Source organism: Staphylococcus sp. HMSC65H10, assembly GCF_001839185.1.
Classification (GTDB): Bacteria; Bacillota; Bacilli; order Staphylococcales; family Staphylococcaceae; genus Staphylococcus; species Staphylococcus simulans.
On the sequence record NZ_KV840328.1, the window covers coordinates 34734 to 53958 of the forward strand.

Annotated in this window: 17 protein-coding genes and 1 riboswitch; of the genes, 10 read left to right on the forward strand and 7 right to left on the reverse strand. The window is 35.5% G+C overall.

What is annotated here, in order from left to right:
* Positions 1–142: 142 nt before the first annotated feature.
* Complete coding sequence (locus tag HMPREF3270_RS04495) at positions 143–490, reverse strand: hypothetical protein (protein ID WP_002480897.1); 348 nt, start codon at positions 488–490, stop codon at positions 143–145.
* Positions 491–659: 169 nt separating this feature from the next.
* Between HMPREF3270_RS04495 and pepF the strand changes: the two genes are divergently transcribed.
* On the forward strand, positions 660–2471 hold the full coding sequence (gene pepF / locus HMPREF3270_RS04500; RefSeq protein WP_002480898.1) for an oligoendopeptidase F: 1812 nt from the start codon (positions 660–662) through the stop codon (positions 2469–2471).
* Positions 2472–2563: 92 nt separating this feature from the next.
* Here pepF and phoU read toward each other — a convergent pair whose 3' ends face one another.
* The 6 genes from phoU to cvfB form a co-directional block, all read right to left on the reverse strand.
* Positions 2564–3211, reverse strand: a complete 648-nt coding sequence (gene phoU, locus HMPREF3270_RS04505) for a phosphate signaling complex protein PhoU (RefSeq protein WP_002480899.1) — start codon at positions 3209–3211, stop codon at positions 2564–2566.
* The gene (gene pstB, locus HMPREF3270_RS04510) at positions 3211–4104 is read right to left on the reverse strand and encodes a phosphate ABC transporter ATP-binding protein PstB (protein ID WP_070626743.1); all 894 of its coding nucleotides are present in this window, start codon (positions 4102–4104) and stop codon (positions 3211–3213) included. The genes phoU and pstB overlap by 1 nt, the downstream gene beginning before the upstream one ends.
* 51 nt (positions 4105–4155) lie before the next feature.
* A complete protein-coding gene (pstA, locus tag HMPREF3270_RS04515) occupies positions 4156–5088 on the reverse strand; it encodes a phosphate ABC transporter permease PstA (RefSeq protein ID WP_070848668.1) in 933 nt (310 codons plus the stop codon).
* A 1-nt stretch (position 5089) separates the two neighbouring features.
* Entirely contained in the window at positions 5090–6016 is a 927-nt protein-coding gene (gene pstC / locus HMPREF3270_RS04520; protein WP_002480902.1) for a phosphate ABC transporter permease subunit PstC, read from the reverse strand.
* Between the two features lie 176 nt (positions 6017–6192).
* Positions 6193–7137 carry a phosphate ABC transporter substrate-binding protein PstS family protein gene (locus HMPREF3270_RS04525; protein WP_002480903.1) on the reverse strand — a complete coding sequence of 315 codons (945 nt, stop codon included), beginning with the start codon at positions 7135–7137 and terminating at the stop codon, positions 6193–6195.
* Positions 7138–7557: 420 nt separating this feature from the next.
* Positions 7558–8469, reverse strand: a complete 912-nt coding sequence (gene cvfB, locus HMPREF3270_RS04530; RefSeq protein ID WP_023015224.1) for an RNA-binding virulence regulatory protein CvfB — start codon at positions 8467–8469, stop codon at positions 7558–7560.
* 185 nt (positions 8470–8654) lie between these two features.
* Here cvfB and HMPREF3270_RS04535 point away from each other — a divergent pair, with 185 nt between their 5' ends.
* The 9 genes from HMPREF3270_RS04535 to lysA all read left to right on the forward strand — a co-directional run bounded on the left by HMPREF3270_RS04535 (position 8655) and on the right by lysA (position 19026).
* Positions 8655–10256 carry an ABC-F family ATP-binding cassette domain-containing protein gene (locus HMPREF3270_RS04535; protein ID WP_002480905.1) on the forward strand — a complete coding sequence of 534 codons (1602 nt, stop codon included), beginning with the start codon at positions 8655–8657 and terminating at the stop codon, positions 10254–10256.
* 253 nt (positions 10257–10509) lie between these two features.
* Positions 10510–10686, forward strand: a riboswitch (Lysine riboswitch).
* An 87-nt stretch (positions 10687–10773) separates the two neighbouring features.
* Positions 10774–11976 carry an aspartate kinase gene (locus tag HMPREF3270_RS04540; RefSeq protein WP_002480906.1) on the forward strand — a complete coding sequence of 401 codons (1203 nt, stop codon included), beginning with the start codon at positions 10774–10776 and terminating at the stop codon, positions 11974–11976.
* Between the two features lie 79 nt (positions 11977–12055).
* Positions 12056–13045, forward strand: a complete 990-nt coding sequence (locus HMPREF3270_RS04545; RefSeq protein ID WP_023015223.1) for an aspartate-semialdehyde dehydrogenase — start codon at positions 12056–12058, stop codon at positions 13043–13045.
* A gap of 1 nt (position 13046) precedes the next feature.
* Positions 13047–13931 (forward strand): 4-hydroxy-tetrahydrodipicolinate synthase, encoded by an 885-nt coding sequence (dapA, locus tag HMPREF3270_RS04550; RefSeq protein ID WP_070848961.1) that lies wholly within the window; start codon positions 13047–13049, stop codon positions 13929–13931.
* Positions 13931–14656, forward strand: a complete 726-nt coding sequence (dapB, locus tag HMPREF3270_RS04555; RefSeq protein ID WP_070848963.1) for a 4-hydroxy-tetrahydrodipicolinate reductase — start codon at positions 13931–13933, stop codon at positions 14654–14656. Before dapA ends, dapB begins: the two co-directional genes overlap by 1 nt.
* A 24-nt stretch (positions 14657–14680) precedes the next feature.
* Positions 14681–15400 carry a 2,3,4,5-tetrahydropyridine-2,6-dicarboxylate N-acetyltransferase gene (dapD, locus tag HMPREF3270_RS04560; RefSeq protein WP_002480910.1) on the forward strand — a complete coding sequence of 240 codons (720 nt, stop codon included), beginning with the start codon at positions 14681–14683 and terminating at the stop codon, positions 15398–15400.
* 119 nt (positions 15401–15519) lie between these two features.
* Complete coding sequence (locus HMPREF3270_RS04565) at positions 15520–16683, forward strand: M20 metallopeptidase family protein (protein ID WP_060804279.1); 1164 nt, start codon at positions 15520–15522, stop codon at positions 16681–16683.
* Entirely contained in the window at positions 16680–17756 is a 1077-nt protein-coding gene (locus tag HMPREF3270_RS04570; RefSeq protein ID WP_070848965.1) for an alanine racemase, read from the forward strand. Before HMPREF3270_RS04565 ends, HMPREF3270_RS04570 begins: the two co-directional genes overlap by 4 nt.
* Before the next feature lies 1 nt (position 17757).
* Positions 17758–19026, forward strand: coding sequence for a diaminopimelate decarboxylase (gene lysA / locus HMPREF3270_RS04575; protein ID WP_070848967.1), 1269 nt, complete (start codon positions 17758–17760; stop codon positions 19024–19026).
* Positions 19027–19225: the final 199 nt, after the last annotated feature.

Genomic DNA, 19225 nt, shown 5'->3' on the forward strand with positions numbered 1-19225 from the left:
TCACTTCCTTTCTATCTATAGGCATTATTGTTTAATTATAATACGTAAATATTCATTTTAAAAGAAGAGTGCGTTGGCGCTATAGTATAAACAAAATAAAACAAGACTGCTTAGAAAACAGCCTTGTTTGTTATAAATATATTTATTTATTTCTGCGGAAACCATGTATGCGTGAACGTCTGCCTTCATGTTCATGCAGCTCTTTTTGAAGACGTTTTTCTAAACGACGACGTCTGAAGTCGCGTGTGAAATACCAGACTAAGAAACTTTCAATTAAACTGATAATTGCCATAAACGCAGCATACCCTAATAATGGCTGATAGGTGATATCAAAAAAGTTTGGCAAGAAGAATGCAAGCACGCCTAGTACTACAAATGTTAATACTGCAGGTGCTACCCATTTACTTAAAGCGAGTCCGAAAAAGACAGTTACGATTAATACTGCTACAATCGTAATCCATAAATAATTCGGCATATCAAAAATCGTCATATACTTACTCCTCTCATTTCTATGAGAATTTAATCGTTTGCTTTATACATATTGTACAGTAAAGTGATTAAAACATGAAATAAATCAAAGCTTGTGCTAGATGCTTTCATGAATCGCTTGATGTATAATTTACTCATAACAATTATTAAGATTGCAGGAGGAATTCTATATGAGCCAAGGATTACCATTAAGAAAAGATATTCCTAAGCAAGAGAAATGGGACTTATCGGATTTATTTGAAAGTGATGAAGCATTTTATCAAACATTAGAAGAAGTATTAAGTGATACACTTGCGTTCAATAAGACGTTTGAAAATCATTTAGATTCAGTAGAACAAGTGAAAGCAGCATTACCTCGATTTGTAGATTTATTAGTTCAAATTGATCGTTTAGGTAATTACGCGGAAATGTATCACAGTGTAGATACTACTGATCCGAACCGTCAAAAATTGAGTGCTAAACTTAGTACATCATACGGAAAAATTGCGAGTCAACTTGCTTTTGTTGAGTCAGAAATTCTCGCATTATCTGATGCGCAAATCGACGAATTGATTGCTGATACACCTTATCCACATTATTTAAAACAATTGAAACGTCGTAAACCACACCAATTGTCATTCGAGGTGGAAAAAACATTAGCAGCTTTATCACCGACATTCAGTGCAGCTTATGATATGTACGGTATCACTAAAATGTTGGATATTCATTTTGAGCCATTTGAAGTAGATGGTAAAACATATCCATTAGACTACCCTACTTTCGAAAATGAATATGAAGATAATCCTGATACAACATTCAGACGAAAAAGCTTTAAACATTTCAGTGAAGCTTTACGTAAATATCAACATACGACAGCTGCGATTTATAATACGCATGTACAACAAGAGAAGATTGAAGCGGATTTAAGAGGCTATGATTCAGTCATTGACTACTTGTTGGAAGAACAAGAAGTGACAAGAGAAATGTATGACCGTCAAATTGATGTCATAATGAGTGAATTAGCACCTGTCATGCAACGATATGCGAAATTACTTCAAAAAGTACATGGTTTTGACCATATGAAATTTGAAGACTTGAAAGTCTCTATTGATCCATCATATGATCCAGAAATCTCAATTGAAGATTCTAAAAACTATATCTATAATGCATTAGGTATTTTAGGCGATGACTACTTAAACATGGTACAAGCTGCTTATGATGATCGTTGGATTGATTTTGCGCAAAATAAAGGTAAAGAAACAGGTGCTTATTGCGCAAGTCCATATGCTTCTCACAGCTATGTCTTTATCTCATGGACTGGTAAAATGAATGAAGCCTTTGTATTAGCACATGAATTAGGACATGCAGGTCATTTCAATCTTGCACAAAGTCATCAAAACTTCTTAGAATCAGAAGCGTCTATGTACTTTGTAGAAGCACCATCTACTACCAATGAAATGTTAATGTCGAACTATCTCTTTGAAAGTAGTAATGACCCTAAATTTAAACGTTGGGTAATCGGTTCTATTATTTCAAGAACATACTATCACAATATGGTGACCCACTTATTAGAAGCAACGTATCAAAGAGAAGTTTATCGCTTAGTAGATGCAGGTGAAACATTAACAGCCTCTACACTTAACGATATTACACGCAAAGTTTATCAAGACTTCTTTGGTGATGCAGTTGAAATTTCTGAAGGAGCAGAGTTGACTTGGATGCGTCAACCACACTACTATATGGGACTCTATTCTTATACGTATTCTGCTGGTTTAACAATAGGTACAGTGATGTCACAACGTATTAAAAACGAAGGACAACCTGCAGTAGAAGATTGGTTGAATACCTTGAAAGCTGGCGGCAGTTTATCACCTGTAGACTTAGCAAAAACAGCAGGTATTGATATTACAACAGATGCCCCACTGCGTGAGACAATCAGTTATATCAGCAGTCTTGTAGATGAACTTGAAGAATTAACAGAAGAAATTAACCAACAATCATAAGAAAAGTTCATATCAAGCTTTATATATTGTTGAGTTACACAAATAAAACAGGGAGAACGCTCGCATTGAGTGTTCTCCCTGTTTTTATATTTTTAGACCATTGATTCGTAAGCTTCGCCAGTAATATAGTAGTAAATATTTTCAGCGATATTTGCGATATGGTCTCCCATACGTTCTAAATGTCTTGCGGCTAAATGGGCTTGCCCTGCCACAAATGGATCATTATCGATTAAATAAGTTGTATTTACGATGTCTTTATATAAATCGTCAATATCTTTATCTCGTTCGATAATTTCAAGAATTAAAGTTACGTCTTTATTTTTAAATGCTGTATCTAAATCTTTCAGCATAAGCAACCCTAAATCACCCATTGTTTTTAAACGCGTTAAAATGTAATGATCAGTGATTTTTACACGTTTACGGATTTTCGCAATGCTTGCGGCATTATCACCGATTCGTTCAAATTCTGATGCGATTTTTAATGCAGCAATCATCATACGTAAATCTGTCGCAATCGGTTGTTGTTTTGTGATTAACATCACAACTTTTTCATTGATTTCATCTTCTAATTGGTTAATATCCAAATCACCTTTAATGATTTGGCGAGCGAAATTTCGATCTTCTTTATTTAAAGATTGAACCGCTTTTTCGATACTGAAGTAGACTTTAATTCCCAAAGCACGTAAATCTTTGATTAAGTCTTTTAGTTGCTCTTCATAATGCTGACGGATAACAGTCATTAACCGAAACGTCCTGAAATGTAGTCTTCTGTTTGTTTGTCAGAAGGATTAGAGAAGAGCTTATCAGTATCATCGTACTCGTTTACGTAACCATTTAAGAAGAATGCTGTTTTGTCTGAAATACGTGCTGCCTGTTGCATGTTATGCGTTACCATGATGATAGAATATTTTTGTTTTAATTCTTGAACCAATTCTTCAACTTTTAATGTTGAAATCGGGTCAAGTGCTGATGTAGGTTCATCCATTAAGATTACATCAGGTTCGATTGCTAAACATCTAGCGATACATACACGCTGTTGCTGTCCACCTGATAAACCATATGCGTTTTGGTTTAATCTGTCTTTTAATTCATCCCAGATTGCTGCGCCGCGTAATGATTTTTCAACGATTTCATCTAAGACTTTCTTGTCTTTGATGCCGTGGATTTTTGGGCCATATGTGATGTTATCATAAATTGATTTTGGGAATGGGTTCGGTTGTTGGAACACCATACCTACGTTTGTACGTAATTTTTCAACAGATTGTTTATTGCTGAAAATATCGTTGCCGCGGTAAAGAATTTTACCTGCTGTTTTAACACTTGGTACAAGTTCTACCATTCTGTTTAATGTTTTGATATACGTTGATTTACCGCAACCTGAAGGTCCGATAATCGCTGTGACATTGTTTTCTAAAATATCTAAGTTAATATTTTTTAATGCGTGGTTTTCACCGTACCATAAGTCTAAATTTTGAGTTGAGTAAACAATTTCTTTGTTTGTATCTGTTTTAATTTTAGACGATTCATTAGAGTATGATTCTACTTTAATTGTACGTTCTGACGCGTGGCTTTGTAACTCTTCATTTAGCTTTGCCTTGTCTTGTCCTTGTTTTCTGTCTTGAACTTTTTCCATTCTGTCAAAACTCCTTTGATCAATTATTATTCGTGAGCTTCAATTTATCAATTAGTATTTTTTACTGAATTTATTTCTTAAGAATATCGCTAAACCATTCATCGCTAGTAACAATACAAGTAAAACGATGATGCCGGCTGATGCGACATGTTGGAATGCTTCTTGCGGCATTTTTGCCCAGTTGTAAATTTGAATCGGCATTGCTTGGAACATATCGAAGATACCAGTTGGTAAGCGTAATAAGATTGTTGGGATACCGATTAAGATTAATGGTGCTGTTTCACCTAATGCACGTGATAATGATAAGATGAATCCTGTTAAGATACCAGGTAATGCAGCTGGTAAAACAATTTTGTAAATTGTTTGCCATTTGTTGCCGCCTAATCCATAACTTGCTTCTCGTACTGATTTAGGTACAGCACGAATTGCTTCTTGGCTTGATACAATGATTACTGGCAAAATCAGTAATGACATTGTTAAAGCGGCTGCAATGACTGATTTACCTAGTGATAAAGATTCAATTCCCATACCACGAACGAAAATCGTAAGTCCTAATAAACCGAATACAACTGAAGGTACACCAGCTAAGTTTGAAATACTGATTTTAACGAAACTTGTGAATGCATTATCTTTCGCATATTCTTCAAGATAAATCGCTGTACCTACACCTAAAATGATTGAGATAGGAATGATTGTAATCATTAACCATAATGTACCAACTAATGCACCTTTAATCCCTGCCATTGAAGACATTGAAGATGAGAAGTTCGTAAAGAATGATGGTTTTAAATAAGGAACCCCTTTGATTAATGTATCGATTAATAATGCTGCTAGCACAATAAGTCCGATTAAAGTACAAGCGAAGAATACCCACTTCAACACTTTGTTTTTAGTTAAACGAGATGATAATTTCTTTTCAACTTGTTGTTGGTTAACCAGCGCTCTGCTGCTGCCACTTTGGTTTGTAGTTGTTGTAGTCGCCATCTTAATACTCCTCTCTGAAACGTTTTGCAATCCATTGAGAGATTAAATTCATTACAAGTGTGAAAAGGAAAAGCGTAAATCCTACAGCGTAAATACTGTAATACGTATCAGATCCGAATGTTGCATCACCTGTTGCAACTTGTACGATATAACCTGTCATAGTCTGAATTGAACCAGTTAAATTAAATGTTGCATCTGGTGTACTACCTGCTGCTAAAGATACAATCATTGTTTCACCGATGGCTCTTGAGATTGCTAAAACAATTGAAGCGACAATCCCTGAAATGGCTGCTGGTAAAACAACTTTTGTCGCAACTTCAAATTTTGTTGCGCCTAATCCTAATGCACCTTCACGAATTTTGTTCGGTACTGATGCCATCGCATCTTCACTTAAACTTGTGATTAATGGGATGATCATAACCCCTACGACTAAACCTGGTGAAATTGAGTTGAAGCTTCCTAATTCAGGGAAGATACTACGTAACATTGGTGTTACGAATGTTAATGCGAAGAAACCAAACACAATTGTTGGGATCCCTGCTAAAATTTCAAGTACAGGTTTAATAATTTTACGCATTCTGTCTGATGCATATTCGCTCAAATAAATCGCTGCGCCTAATCCGATAGGTACCGCAAAGAGTGTCGCAATGACAGTAACTTTCAACGTACCAAATATTAATGCCCAAATACCGTATTTCGGGTCGCTAGAGAATGGGTTCCACTCTCTTGTAAACAAGAATTCTACGATAGATACACGTGTGAAGAATGTAATAGTTTCTGTTAATAGAGTAAATAAGATACCAATTGTTGTAAGAATCGATATCACTGCGATAACCGCTAAAACAATAGGAACAAGTTTGTCACTGACACCTTTTTTGTTTCTTTGGTTATGAGCAATCATTTCTCTAACGTTGTGTTGAGATTTCATAATTCCCTTCTTCCTTCCCTTGGAAAAATAATAAGTGTTAAACAATTTGATTGTGTGAATAAGTCTTAAAACAAGCGCACCCGAGACACAGCTCGGGTGGACAAGTGCTTATGAGATGCGAAACTTAAGTTGAAAGTTTCACTGCTAATGGAAGTTTAACTTGAGTACTGCTGTGATTATTTAGTTGAATCTTCTAGTTTTTTAAGTTGATCTTTGTAGTCTTTTTCAGGTAATGCTACATAGCCAGCTTTTTCTGCTGATTTACCTTTATCTTCTAAGATAAATTTGATGAATGTGTTAAGACCTTTATTGTCTTTAAGTTTTTTGTCGTTAGTGTATACATATAAGTCACGGCTTAATGCGTAAGAACCATCTTGGATAGATTTCTTAGTTGGTTCGATTGCTTTACCGTCTTTACCTTTGATTTTAACTTCTTTTAATGAATCTTTGTTTTGCTCGTAGAAGTTGTAACCAAAGTAACCTACACCGTTTTTGTTATTTTTAACTGATTGTACGATAACGTTTGTATCTGCGTTTTTCTCAGCTTTGATATCTTCTTTGTTCATAACTTCTTCACTGAAGAAATCGTAAGTACCATGTGATTGGTCTGGTGAGAATGCTTTGATTTCTTTAGCTGGGAATTTAGGGTTAACATCTTTCCAAGTTTTAGCTTGACCAGAGTAGATTTTTTTCAACTCATCAACTGTTAACTCTTTAACGAAATCGTTGTCTTTGTTGACTGCGATTGTTACACCGTCTTTAGCGATCTTCCATTCAGAGTATTTGATGCCTTTTTCTTCTAATTTCTTTTTCTCTTCATCTTTGATTGGACGTGAAGCGTTTGAGAAATCAGTTTCGTTATTGATGAATTTTTCAAAACCGCCACCTGTACCAGAAGTACCTGATGAAACCGTAACGTTCGGATATTTTTGAGCAAATTTCTCATTTAAAATTTCAATAATTGGTCCTACAGTTGAAGAACCGTCACCTTTAACTTCGCCTTTGACTTCTTTATCCTTGCTATCTCCGCTGTCGCTGCTACCGCCGCCGCTGTTTCCACATGCGCCTAATAATAATGAAGCACCAATTACTGTAGTTCCTAAAACTTGCCATTTTTTCATGATAAGAAATCCTCCTAAAATAAACATTTGAGCGTTATGATTTTTTTGTTTGCTCAAGCTGTATGTAATTACTTTCAACACCTATATTACAGACGGATTGTTAATTACAAATAGAGGAATTGTAAATATACAGTGAATGAGAAATCAGATTAAATTTACAATCTTTACAAAGTTTACAAACGCACAATAAACCGCGTCATATCAACGTTTTAATATTGTGTTAATATGACCTTCATAATTGCTCAATGGAAATTAGATTGAAAATTTCTGTAAAAAAATTTGAAAAAAGGAGAAATAAATTGCGTGGCTTTGATTTTGAATGTAAAAATCGCTCTTTTAGGTGCTTATTTTACAGTGAGATTACAAAAAATAGAAAAAACTAGGATGCAGTGCACCCTAGTTTCAATGTTTTTCATATTATTAAGATTGGTTTTCTGATTCAGCAATCGCTTCCCCTTTTTTGGTTAAGCTGATTTTGCCTGTTTCAATGTTAATGATTTTCTTCTTATATAAATGACCGATTGCACGTTTGAATGACCCTTTACTCATATTGAACACTTCTTTGATTGCTTCTGGACTTGATTTATCCCAAAACGGCAGTTCTCCATCATATTCTACAAGTAAATCAAAAATCACTTGGCCATCATCATCAAGACGTTCATGAGCCAATGGTAAGAATGAACCATTCAACTCGCCTTTTTCATTATGACCAATAATTCTTACATTGACTGCTTCCCCTAATCTAGGTTCTGATTTTCTTTCACTTTCATGTACAAAGATTTTATAACCATCTTTAGATAGTAAGAAACTTCCAATCTTTAATACACGATAGGCACGCGCTTCGATAATATTGTTTTGAAGTGAATCATCATGTACAGGTGTGTACATTTGACTGACGATCGTTTCTGAAGCGAGACGCGCAAACATTTGTCTCTCACTATCGATTCTTAATGTCGCAAGCACTTCATCGCCGTTTTGCGGCCATAATGATTTAACTTTTGGTAAATCTTCCCATGGGATTAAAACTTCACGAGGAAGTCCTGCATCTACTTTCGCACCATCGCGATCTGTTTTTAGTACTTTAACATAGTCATATTTGGTTGTTGTGATGTCTGGCATGTTTTGAGTCGCAAATAATTCGCCAGAACGGTTTGGGTAAATAAAGAAACTATATTCTTCACCTATTTCCAGGTCATCCTCTTCATTTACTTCTGATTGATTGAGTTTCACTTCTTCGCCATTTGGGCCTGCTAATTGGTATGTTGAACCATTCAAACCGACTACTTTGAGAAATTCAATTGTACCGATAATATCGTTATCTTTTAAAGCCATAATAACTCCTTCCACTTTCTGTATTATGCATATTATAACACGGTTATCATTTTTATAGACAGAACTTCTATTGATTCTTTCTATAATATAGGTGAATTATGTTTGTTTAACCGCCATATATCGAAAGAAACGTATTTGTGTGGTATAATTCATGCGTTAGAAATATCAATTAATGGAGGAAATTCATGTTACAAGTTACTGATGTAAGTTTGCGATTTGGCGATCGCAAATTGTTTGAAGATGTAAATATCAAATTTACAGAAGGTAATTGCTATGGTTTGATTGGCGCAAACGGTGCAGGTAAATCTACTTTCTTAAAAATACTTTCTGGTGAATTAGATTCACAAACAGGTCATGTTTCAATGGGTAAAAACGAAAGACTTGCGATTTTAAAACAGGATCACTTTGCTTATGAAGACGAGCGCGTATTAGATGTTGTGATTCAAGGTCATGAGCGTTTATATGAAGTGATGAAAGAAAAAGACGAAATCTATATGAAACCAGACTTCAGTGATGAAGATGGTATTCGTGCTGCAGAATTAGAAGGCGAATTCGCAGAAATGAATGGTTGGAATGCTGAAGCAGATGCAGCAACATTATTATCAGGTCTAGGCATCCCTGCTGATTTACATGATAAAAAGATGTCTGAATTAGAAAACAACCAAAAAGTAAAAGTATTATTAGCTCAAAGTTTATTCGGTGAACCTGATGTTCTTTTACTTGATGAGCCTACCAACGGTTTAGATATCCCTGCAATCAGCTGGTTAGAAGATTTCTTAATCAACTTTGAAAATACAGTTATTGTAGTTTCCCATGACCGTCACTTCTTAAATAACGTATGTACACATATTGCTGATTTAGACTTCGGTAAAATCAAAGTGTATGTCGGAAACTATGACTTCTGGTATCAATCAAGTCAACTTGCTCAAAAAATGGCGCAAGAACAAAACAAGAAAAAAGAAGAAAAAATTAAAGAATTACAAGACTTCATTGCACGTTTCTCTGCGAATGCTTCTAAATCTAAACAAGCAACAAGCCGTAAGAAACAATTGGAAAAAATCGAGTTAGATGATATTCAACCATCATCTCGTCGTTATCCTTTCGTGAAGTTTTCACCAGAACGTGAAATCGGTAATGACTTATTATTTGTAGAAAACGTATCAAAAACAATTGATGGTGAAAAAGTTTTAGATAACATTTCATTTACAATGTTCCCTAACGATAAAGCTGTACTTGTTGGAGATAGCGAAATTGCGAAAACAACATTACTTAAAATTTTAGCTGGAGAAATGGAACCAGATGAAGGTACAGTTAAATGGGGTGTGACAACTTCACGTACGTACTTCCCTAAAGATAACTCAGAATTCTTCGATGGTGTGAATATGACATTAGTCGACTGGTTAAGACAATATGCACCTGAAGATGAACAAACTGAGACATTCTTACGTGGTTTCCTAGGTCGTATGTTATTCAGCGGTGAAGAAGTGAAGAAGAAAGCAAGTGTCCTTTCAGGTGGAGAGAAAGTACGTTGCATGTTAAGTAAAATGATGCTTTCAAGTGCGAATGTTCTCTTAATGGATGAACCAACAAACCACTTAGACTTAGAAAGTATTACTGCAGTCAACGATGGGTTGAAATCATTCAAAGGTTCAATCATCTTCACATCACATGACTTTGAGTTTATTAACACAATCGCAAACCGTGTGATCGACTTAAACCCACAAGGTGCCCTTTCTAAAGAAATCAGTTACGAAGAGTACCTAAAAGAAACTGGTGTATTAAGCTAGAAATTATGCAGAGGTTAGGTGAAAAATCCTAACCTCTTTTTCTATGTTTAATCCCTACAGTTCAGTCTATATAGAGTATATAGCTAAAAAATTGATAATAGACGATGAAAAAAACAAAGTATAAATTACACTTAATTAGTAAATACTTTCGGAATTTAGGCTTTTTTCAGTAAATTTCCAAAAATCATATATTTCTGGTTTACATCTCAATGGTAACTATGTATAATGTGATACATACTAATTAATTGAATAGTTTTTTTGATGAGGCGCATCAATCATAAGTACTTGCCACGCCTACTGTCTGTTGCAGTTGGTAAGGAAAGGGTGAGATGCCGAAATAATCATAAATGCAGAGTTATGATTGTTGGACTTTCAGGTTAAGAGCTAAGGGTCTGTCATTATTATCAAATAATGGAGTGCATCACTTGTATATAAATTTACGAGCAAGTTCGCATTCCGGACTTGCTCTTTTTATATATGTGATTCTCCCCTACTATCGAGGAGGATATGTAAAGCAATGAAGAGAAGTGTTTTAAAATTCGGCGGTTCGTCTGTCAGCGATTTTACGAAAATTAGGAATATTGCTGAAATGCTGAAAAATAGAATTGAAAATGACGAACAACTTATTGTCGTGGTCAGTGCAATGGGAAAAACAACTGACCAATTAATGGAAAATGTAGCTGCGCTGACCAGCGAACCAAAACAACAAGAGCTTGCCCTCTTATTAACAACTGGTGAACAGCAAACTGTTTCCTACTTGTCTATGGTGCTAAACGATATAGGCGTTCAAGCAAGAGCCATGACAGGATATCAAGCCGGAATTAAAACAGTTGGACATCATCTCAAAAGCAGGATTGCAGAAATCAACCCTGATACTTTTGATAAAGCATTTGAAACGCATGATGTACTTGTTGTAGCCGGGTTCCAAGGTATCAATGATGAACTTGAATTGACTACGCTTGGCCGAGGTGGTTCGGATACGACAGCAGTTGCATTAGCAGCAGCCAATCAAACACCATGTGAAATTTATACAGACGTTGACGGTGTCTATGCGACTGACCCTCGTATTTATAAAGATGCCAAACGTTTAAGTGTAGTTTCTTACGAAGAAATGATGGAAATGAGCGCACTGGGTGCTGGGGTTTTAGAAACACGCAGTGTCGAACTCGCAAATAACTATAACATTCCATTGTATTTAGGAAGAACATTATCAAATGTGGAAGGAACGTGGATTATGTCACAAACAGAAATACTAGAGAAAAAAGCAGTAACGGGCGTAGCTTTAGATAGCAAAATGATGCATGTCACTATCAGCTATCCCCTATCTGATAATAAACTCTTAACAGATTTATTTACTTTACTTGAAGAAGGACAAGTCAATGTTGATATGATTTCTCAAATCGTCAACCTTGAAGGGTTACAGCTCTCATTTACAATTAAAGATACTGATTTGACGCAAATCAAAGGTATTTTTAATAAATTGTCAGAAAGTTATCAAGCTTTAGATTATAATTTAAATGATGCCTACGCAAAGATTTCCTTGATTGGATCAGGTATGAGAGATATGTCAGGTGTCGCATCGAAAGCTTTCATCAGTTTAATTAATGCAGGTATTCCGTTCTATCAAACAACGACATCTGAAATCAGTATCTCTTATGTTATCGATGCTGATAACGGAGAACGTGCAGTCAAACAACTTTATGAAACATTTGATATTTAAAAGTTGGAAAGCAGCAAGAATCAGAAACTCAAGAAAGAATTAACGACTTTCTTAAATAATAATATGGAGTGAATTGAATATGACAAAATTAGCAATCGCAGGTGCAACAGGTTTAGTAGGAAGCAAAATGTTAGAGACAATCGATCGTAAAAATATTCCATTTGATGAGCTTGTATTATTTTCTTCAGCAAGATCAGCAGGAAAAGAAATTGAGTTTCAAGGTAAAACATATACAGTTCAAGAACTAACAGAAGACGCTGCAAGCGAACATTTTGATTATGTATTGATGAGTGCTGGGGGCGCTACAAGTGAACACTTCTCACCTATTTTTGAAGAAGCGGGAGCCATTGTTATCGACAACTCAAGTCAATGGAGAATGCATGATGATATCGATTTAGTCGTACCAGAAGTCAATGAACCTAAATTTACAAGAGGTATCATCGCAAACCCTAACTGTTCAACAATCCAATCAGTGGTACCTTTAAAACCATTACAAGATAAATATGGTTTAAAACGTGTTGCTTATACAACATATCAAGCAGTATCAGGTTCAGGTTACGCTGGCCGTGAAGATTTATTAAATGGAGAAAAAGGAGAAGAACCAAAAACTTATCCTCATCCTATTTATAACAACGTGTTACCTCACATTGATGTCTTCTTAGAAAATGGTTATACAAAAGAAGAACAAAAAATGATTGATGAGACACGTAAAATTTTAAACTTACCAGACTTAAAAGTAACAGCAACTTGTGTGCGTGTCCCTGTACAAGACAGCCACAGTGTTGAAATGGACGTTACTTTAGATAAACCAGCGACAGTAAAAGAAATTCAAGAACTATTTGAAAATGATGATCGTGTTGTCTTAGTAGACAATCCAGAAAATAATGAATATCCATTGGCTGTTTATTCTACTGGTAAAGATGAAGTCTTTGTCGGTCGTATCCGTAAAGACGATTCATTAGATAATACATTCCATATTTGGGTAACATCAGATAACTTACTTAAAGGCGCAGCATTGAATACAGTCCAAATTTTAGAACAAGTTTTATCAATGAAAGGAGTTTCTTAATATGAGTCGTTTATTTGAAGGAGTTGGGGTAGCTCTTACGACCCCATTCACAAATAATGAAGTCGATTATCAAGCATTAGAGAAACATGTTAATTATTTATTAGACAATAATATCCAAGCGATTATTGTAAATGGTACAACTGCAGAGAACCCTACTTTAACTGAAGGTGAAAAAGAAAAAGTATTAGAAGCAGTTATTAAACAAGTGAATGGCAGAGCAACTGTTATTGCTGGTACAGGTACAAACTCAACTAAAAAATCTTTAGATGCTTCATTACGTGCTAAAGAATTAGGTGCAGATGCAATTATGCTAATTACACCTTACTACAATAAAACAAGCCAACGTGGTTTAATCGCCCACTTCACTACAGTGGCAGATGCAGTAGAACTACCTGTTGTTTTATATGATGTACCATCAAGAACAAATATGAGAATTGATGTAGAAACAATGGTTGAGTTAGCGAAAAATCCTTATATTGTAGCATTGAAAGATGCGACTAATGATTTTGAACATCACCGTGCGTTAAAAGAACGCTTAGACTTATCTGAGTTCTCATTATATAGCGGTAACGATGATAATGTTGTACGTTATTACGCTGAAGGCGGCCATGGTGTAATTTCAGTTGTCGCAAACGCGATTCCTGGTGATTTCCAAGCACTTTATGAAAAAGCAAAACGTGGCGAATCTATTGATAAAGATTTCGAACCAATTAACCGTTTGTTAAATGCGTTATCAGTAGATGTTAACCCTATCCCAATCAAAGCACTTACTGCTGTTGAAGGATTCGGTAACTACGAAGTACGTTTACCGTTAGTGACTTTAGAAGAATCAGACCGTAAACAACTTGAAGAAGCATATGCCAAATATAAAGCAGGTGAACTTTAATGAAAATTTTGTTAATCGGATATGGTGCAATGAACAAACGTGTGGCACGTTTGGCTGAAGAGCAAGGACATGAAATTGTAGGTGTTATCGTTCCAGATCCTGAAAATAACTATCCCTACCCTACTTATTCACAAATCAGTGAAGCAAAAGATGCTGAAGTAGCGATTGATTTCTCTAATCCGGAATTATTATTACCGTTATTAGACCAAGATTTCAAATTACCAGTTGTTGTAGCTACAACGGGTGAAAAAGAAAAAATTCAAGAAAAACTACAAGCATTAAGTAAAGACATGCCAGTCTTCTTTAGTGCAAATATGAGTTATGGTATCCATGTCATGACAAAATTATTAGAAGTTGCCGTACCACTTTTACAAGGTTACGATATCGAATTAATCGAAGCACATCATAATAAAAAAGTAGATGCACCAAGTGGTACATTGATTAAATTGTTAGATGTTATCAAAGATATTAAAGAAGTAAACCCTGTCTATGATCGCTCACAAACAACTGAACGTAGAAAACCTGAAGATATCGGAATTAGTGCTGTTCGTGGCGGTACAATTGTTGGTGAACATGAAGTATTGTTTGCTGGTGTCGATGAAACGATTGAATTAACACATCGGGCACAATCAAAAGATATCTTTGCGAACGGTGCAATTACAGCCGCTGAGCGATTGGTTTCTAAACCAAATGGGTATTATACATTTGATAATTTAAATAATTAATTAAACAAAGGAGAGGTTTTTACCATGGCAAAAGATTTAACAGCTGAGGAGATTATTCAATATATTAGTGATGCGAAAAAATCAACACCACTAAAAGTTTATATTAACGGAGCGTTCAAAAACGTAGAATTCCCTGAATCATTTAAAGTATTCGGCGGAGAAGATTCTAAAGTGATTTTCTGTGAAGCAGATGACTGGGATAAATTCTATGACGAATATCAAAACTACATTGAAGATGTAGAAATTGAAATGGATCGTCGCAACTCTGCGATTCCACTAAAAGATTTACGTCATACAAACGCGCGTATTGAACCAGGTTCATTCATTCGTGAACAAGCGATTATCGAAGATGGTGCAGTTGTGATGATGGGCGCAACAATCAACATCGGTGCGGTAGTCGGCGAAGGTACAATGATCGACATGGGTGCGACATTAGGTGGTCGTGCAACAACAGGTAAAAATGTACACGTCGGTGCAGGTGCTGTATTAGCAGGTGTTATCGAACCACCAAGTGCATCCCCTGTTGTAATTGAAGATGATGTATTAATCGGTGCCAATGCAGTTATCTTAGAAGGTGTTCGTGTTGGTAAAGGTGCAATTGTTGCTGCAGGTGCAATTGTGACACAAGACGTTCCAGCCGGTACTGTAGTTGCAGGTACACCAGCGAAAGTAATCAAACAAACTTCTGAAGTTGAAGATTCTAAACGCGAAATCGTATCTGCTTTACGTAAATTAAATGACTAATCAAAAACCAGACGTTAACAACTATTAAATAAATCAAAAAAGGCGTATCGTGTGCGTTTTGCAGAGCCTCACATACGCCTTTTATACATATTATTAAGTAAGACAAAAGGAAGGATATTATGACACAAACTGAATTAGAATTTGTAACACAACATCGTCGCCATTTACATCAAAACCCAGAACTAAGTTTGGAAGAATACGAAACAACGAATCATATCATTGCTTTTTTAGAATCTATCGGCGTACCTTATGAACGTCCTTTAGAAACAGGTGTCGTTGCACACTTAAAAGGTAACGGTAATCATACAATTGCGTTTAGAGCTGATATTGATGCTTTACCGATTGATGAAGAAAATGACATCGACTTTAAAAGTTCAAAAGCAAATGTGATGCATGCGTGTGGACATGATGGTCATACAACTGCCCTACTCTTATTTGTCAGACGATGCAAAGCTTTATTTGACAAAGGCGAATTACCGCAAAATGTAGTGTTTATTTTCCAACCTGCTGAAGAAACAGGCGCAGGTGCTAACCGTTTGATCAAAGCTGGTGCATTTGATCATCATCCAATCGAAGCGGTTTTTGGTATCCATGTTATGCCGTTTAATGATGAAGGCACTGTAACAATTATGAATGAAGAAATTACTGCGAGTGCTACAGAATATCGATTCTTCTTAAAAGGACAATCTAGCCACGTTGCGAATAAAGAACAAGGACGCTCATGTGGTGAAGGTTTAATCCATGTATTAAACCAAGTGAGTCAAATTCAACAATATCATTTGAATGGTTTACAAAGAAATATAGTTCATATTGGTCGTTTTAATGCTGGTGAAGCGATTAACACAGTCCCTAGTCAAGGTTACTTAGAAGGTACAATTCGTACGTATGACACAAACGATCTACAAGCAGTAAAAGACCAAATGTCTAAAATTGCGCAAAGTGTACAGTTATTATTTGGTGTTAATTGCGAAGTGAAGTTTGAAGAAGGTTACCCACCTACTTATAATGACCCTACTTTACATGATGGTGTCGTTAAAGCTTTAAAAGATGCGGACTTTAATGTAGTAGAATTAGAAAAACCTTATTTATTTGGTGAAGATTTCAGTTTCTATAGCCAAATTGCGCCAAGTTACTTTGCTTTTGTCGGTATTCGTAATGAAGCAAATGACTGGGTACATGGTTTGCATACACCGAAACTTAACTTCGACGAAGCACAATTAATCCGTATTGCGGATTATTATGAAAATCTATTATTCCAATATGGCAAGGAGGTTTCTTCATGACAGCGATTTGGTCGGTAAACCGTCAACAATTTATAGATAATGCGAAAAAAGTACGTCATAACCAAAATTTAATGGCCGTTGTGAAGAACAATGCTTATAACTATGGGTTAGAATTTTCTGTAGAAGCCTTTTTAGAAGCTGGCATTGATACATTCAGCACAACTTCACTTGCTGAAGCTATTCGTGTCAGAAAAATTGCACCAAATGCGACGATTTTTTTAATGAACGCTGTTTATGATTTTGATGCGGTAAGAGATAATCAAATTCACATGACCCTGCCCTCTTTAACTTATTACTATCAATATAAAGAAGAGTTACAAGGTATCCATGTTCACTTAGAATTTGAGAACTTACTTCATCGTTCTGGGCTTAAAACCATACAAGAAATTAAAGAAGTACTTGAAGATCATGCGAATAACCAAAATGAAGATAAGATGATTATCAGTGGTTTATGGACACATTTTGGTTACGCAGATGAATTTGATGTTCCTGAATATGGTATTGAAAAACAAGCGTGGGTTGACGTTGTCGATGCATTACTTTCTGAGGGATATCATTTTGATTTAATTCATGCACAAAACAGTGCTTCATTTTATCGAGAAGAACAACAACTTTTACCGCATCACACGCATGCACGTGTCGGTATTGCTTTATATGGATCAAGACCTTACAGCAGCTTATCAGAAGACGTTATCAGTCAATCACTTACTGTTAAAGGTAATGTGATTCAAGTCAGAGATGTAAATAAAGGTGACTATTGCGGCTATAGCTTTGCGTATGAAGTCGAACAAGATCATACAAAACTTGCGGTTGTTGATATGGGTTACGGTGACGGTATTTTAAGAACCAGAGCTAAACACGAAGCCATTATTAATGGTAAACGTTACCCTATCAAAGCTTTGATGATGAGTCATATGTTCGTTGCGGTTGATGAAACCGTTACTGCACAAGATGAAGTGATACTATATAATGAAGATATGCGTATTGATGAATATACGTTTAAAGGTGTCGGCGCTAACTCTGAACAATTAAGTGCGCTAAACCATGATTCTTTGATAAAGGAGATTCGATAAAATGGTTGTAGAATATAAAAATGGTAAATTAACAATGGGTGGCACAAGTTTAGAAATGATTGCTCAAAGCTTCGGTACCCCACTGATTGTTTATGATGAGGACCAAATCCGTAATCAAATGCGCAGATATAAAGAAGCATTTGAAGCTAGCGGCCTTGATTATAATATTTCATATGCATCAAAAGCATTTACTTGCCTACAAATGGTTAAGCTTGTACAAGAAGAAGGATTAAGCTTAGATGTTGTATCTGAAGGTGAACTTTATACTGCTTTAGAAGCCGGTTACGACCCAGCAAACATCCACTTCCATGGTAATAACAAAACAAAACACGAAATTCGTTATGCATTAGAAAGTAAAATCGGTTATTTCGTGATTGATTCTTTAGATGAAATCGAATTAATTAATAGATATGCATCAGAAACAGCTGATGTTGTACTACGTGTAAATCCTGGTGTAGAAGCACATACCCATGAATTTATTCAAACGGGCCAAGAAGATAGTAAATTTGGTTTATCTATTCGCTATGGTTTAGCAGATCAAGCGATTGAAAAAATTCAAAATAGCGATAAATTAAACTTAAAAGGTATCCATTTCCATATTGGTTCTCAAATTGAAGGCACAGAAGCAATGATTGAAACAGCTAAAATTGTGATTAAATGGTTAAAAGATTTGAATTTAGAAGTGGATTTACTAAATATTGGTGGCGGCTTCGGTATCCGTTATGTTGAAGGTGATGTCAGCTTCCCTATCGAGTCAGGTATCAAAGAAATTACAGATGCTTTAAAAGATATTGCGAAAGAAGCAGATTATCCACTACCAACAATTGGTATTGAACCAGGACGTTCTATTGTGGGAGAAGCTGGTGTAACGCTTTATGAAGTCGGTACAATTAAAGAAATTCCTGGTATTAACAAATATGTATCTATTGATGGTGGTATGAGCGATCACATCCGTACAGCATTATATGGTGCGAAGTATGATGCCTTATTAGTTAATCGTGATGAAGAAGCGGACGATACAGTCACTATCTCTGGTAAATTATGTGAGTCTGGCGATATTATTGCGCGAGATGTGAAATTACCTTCATCTGTTCATCGTGGCGATTACCTTGCGATATTATCAACAGGTGCATATCACTACTCTATGTCATCTAACTATAACCAAATGCAGAAACCTGCAGTGTTATTTGTGAAAGATGGTAAAGCAAGAGAAGTTATCAAACGTGAATCACTACGTCAATTAATTATTAATGATACAAAAGTAAAATAAATCATAAATGTAAAAAACGAACTGAGATAAGATCAGTTCGTTTTTTTGTATTATACGAGATTTACTAAATTAACAGAAGAAAAATCACTCTTTTCCAAGAAACAACAATGTATCATTATCTTAATTTTCCCTTCTATTTTATATTGGGGATAAAGCCAAAAAAGGAAGGCTCTATAATAAATTCGGTTGATGAGATAAC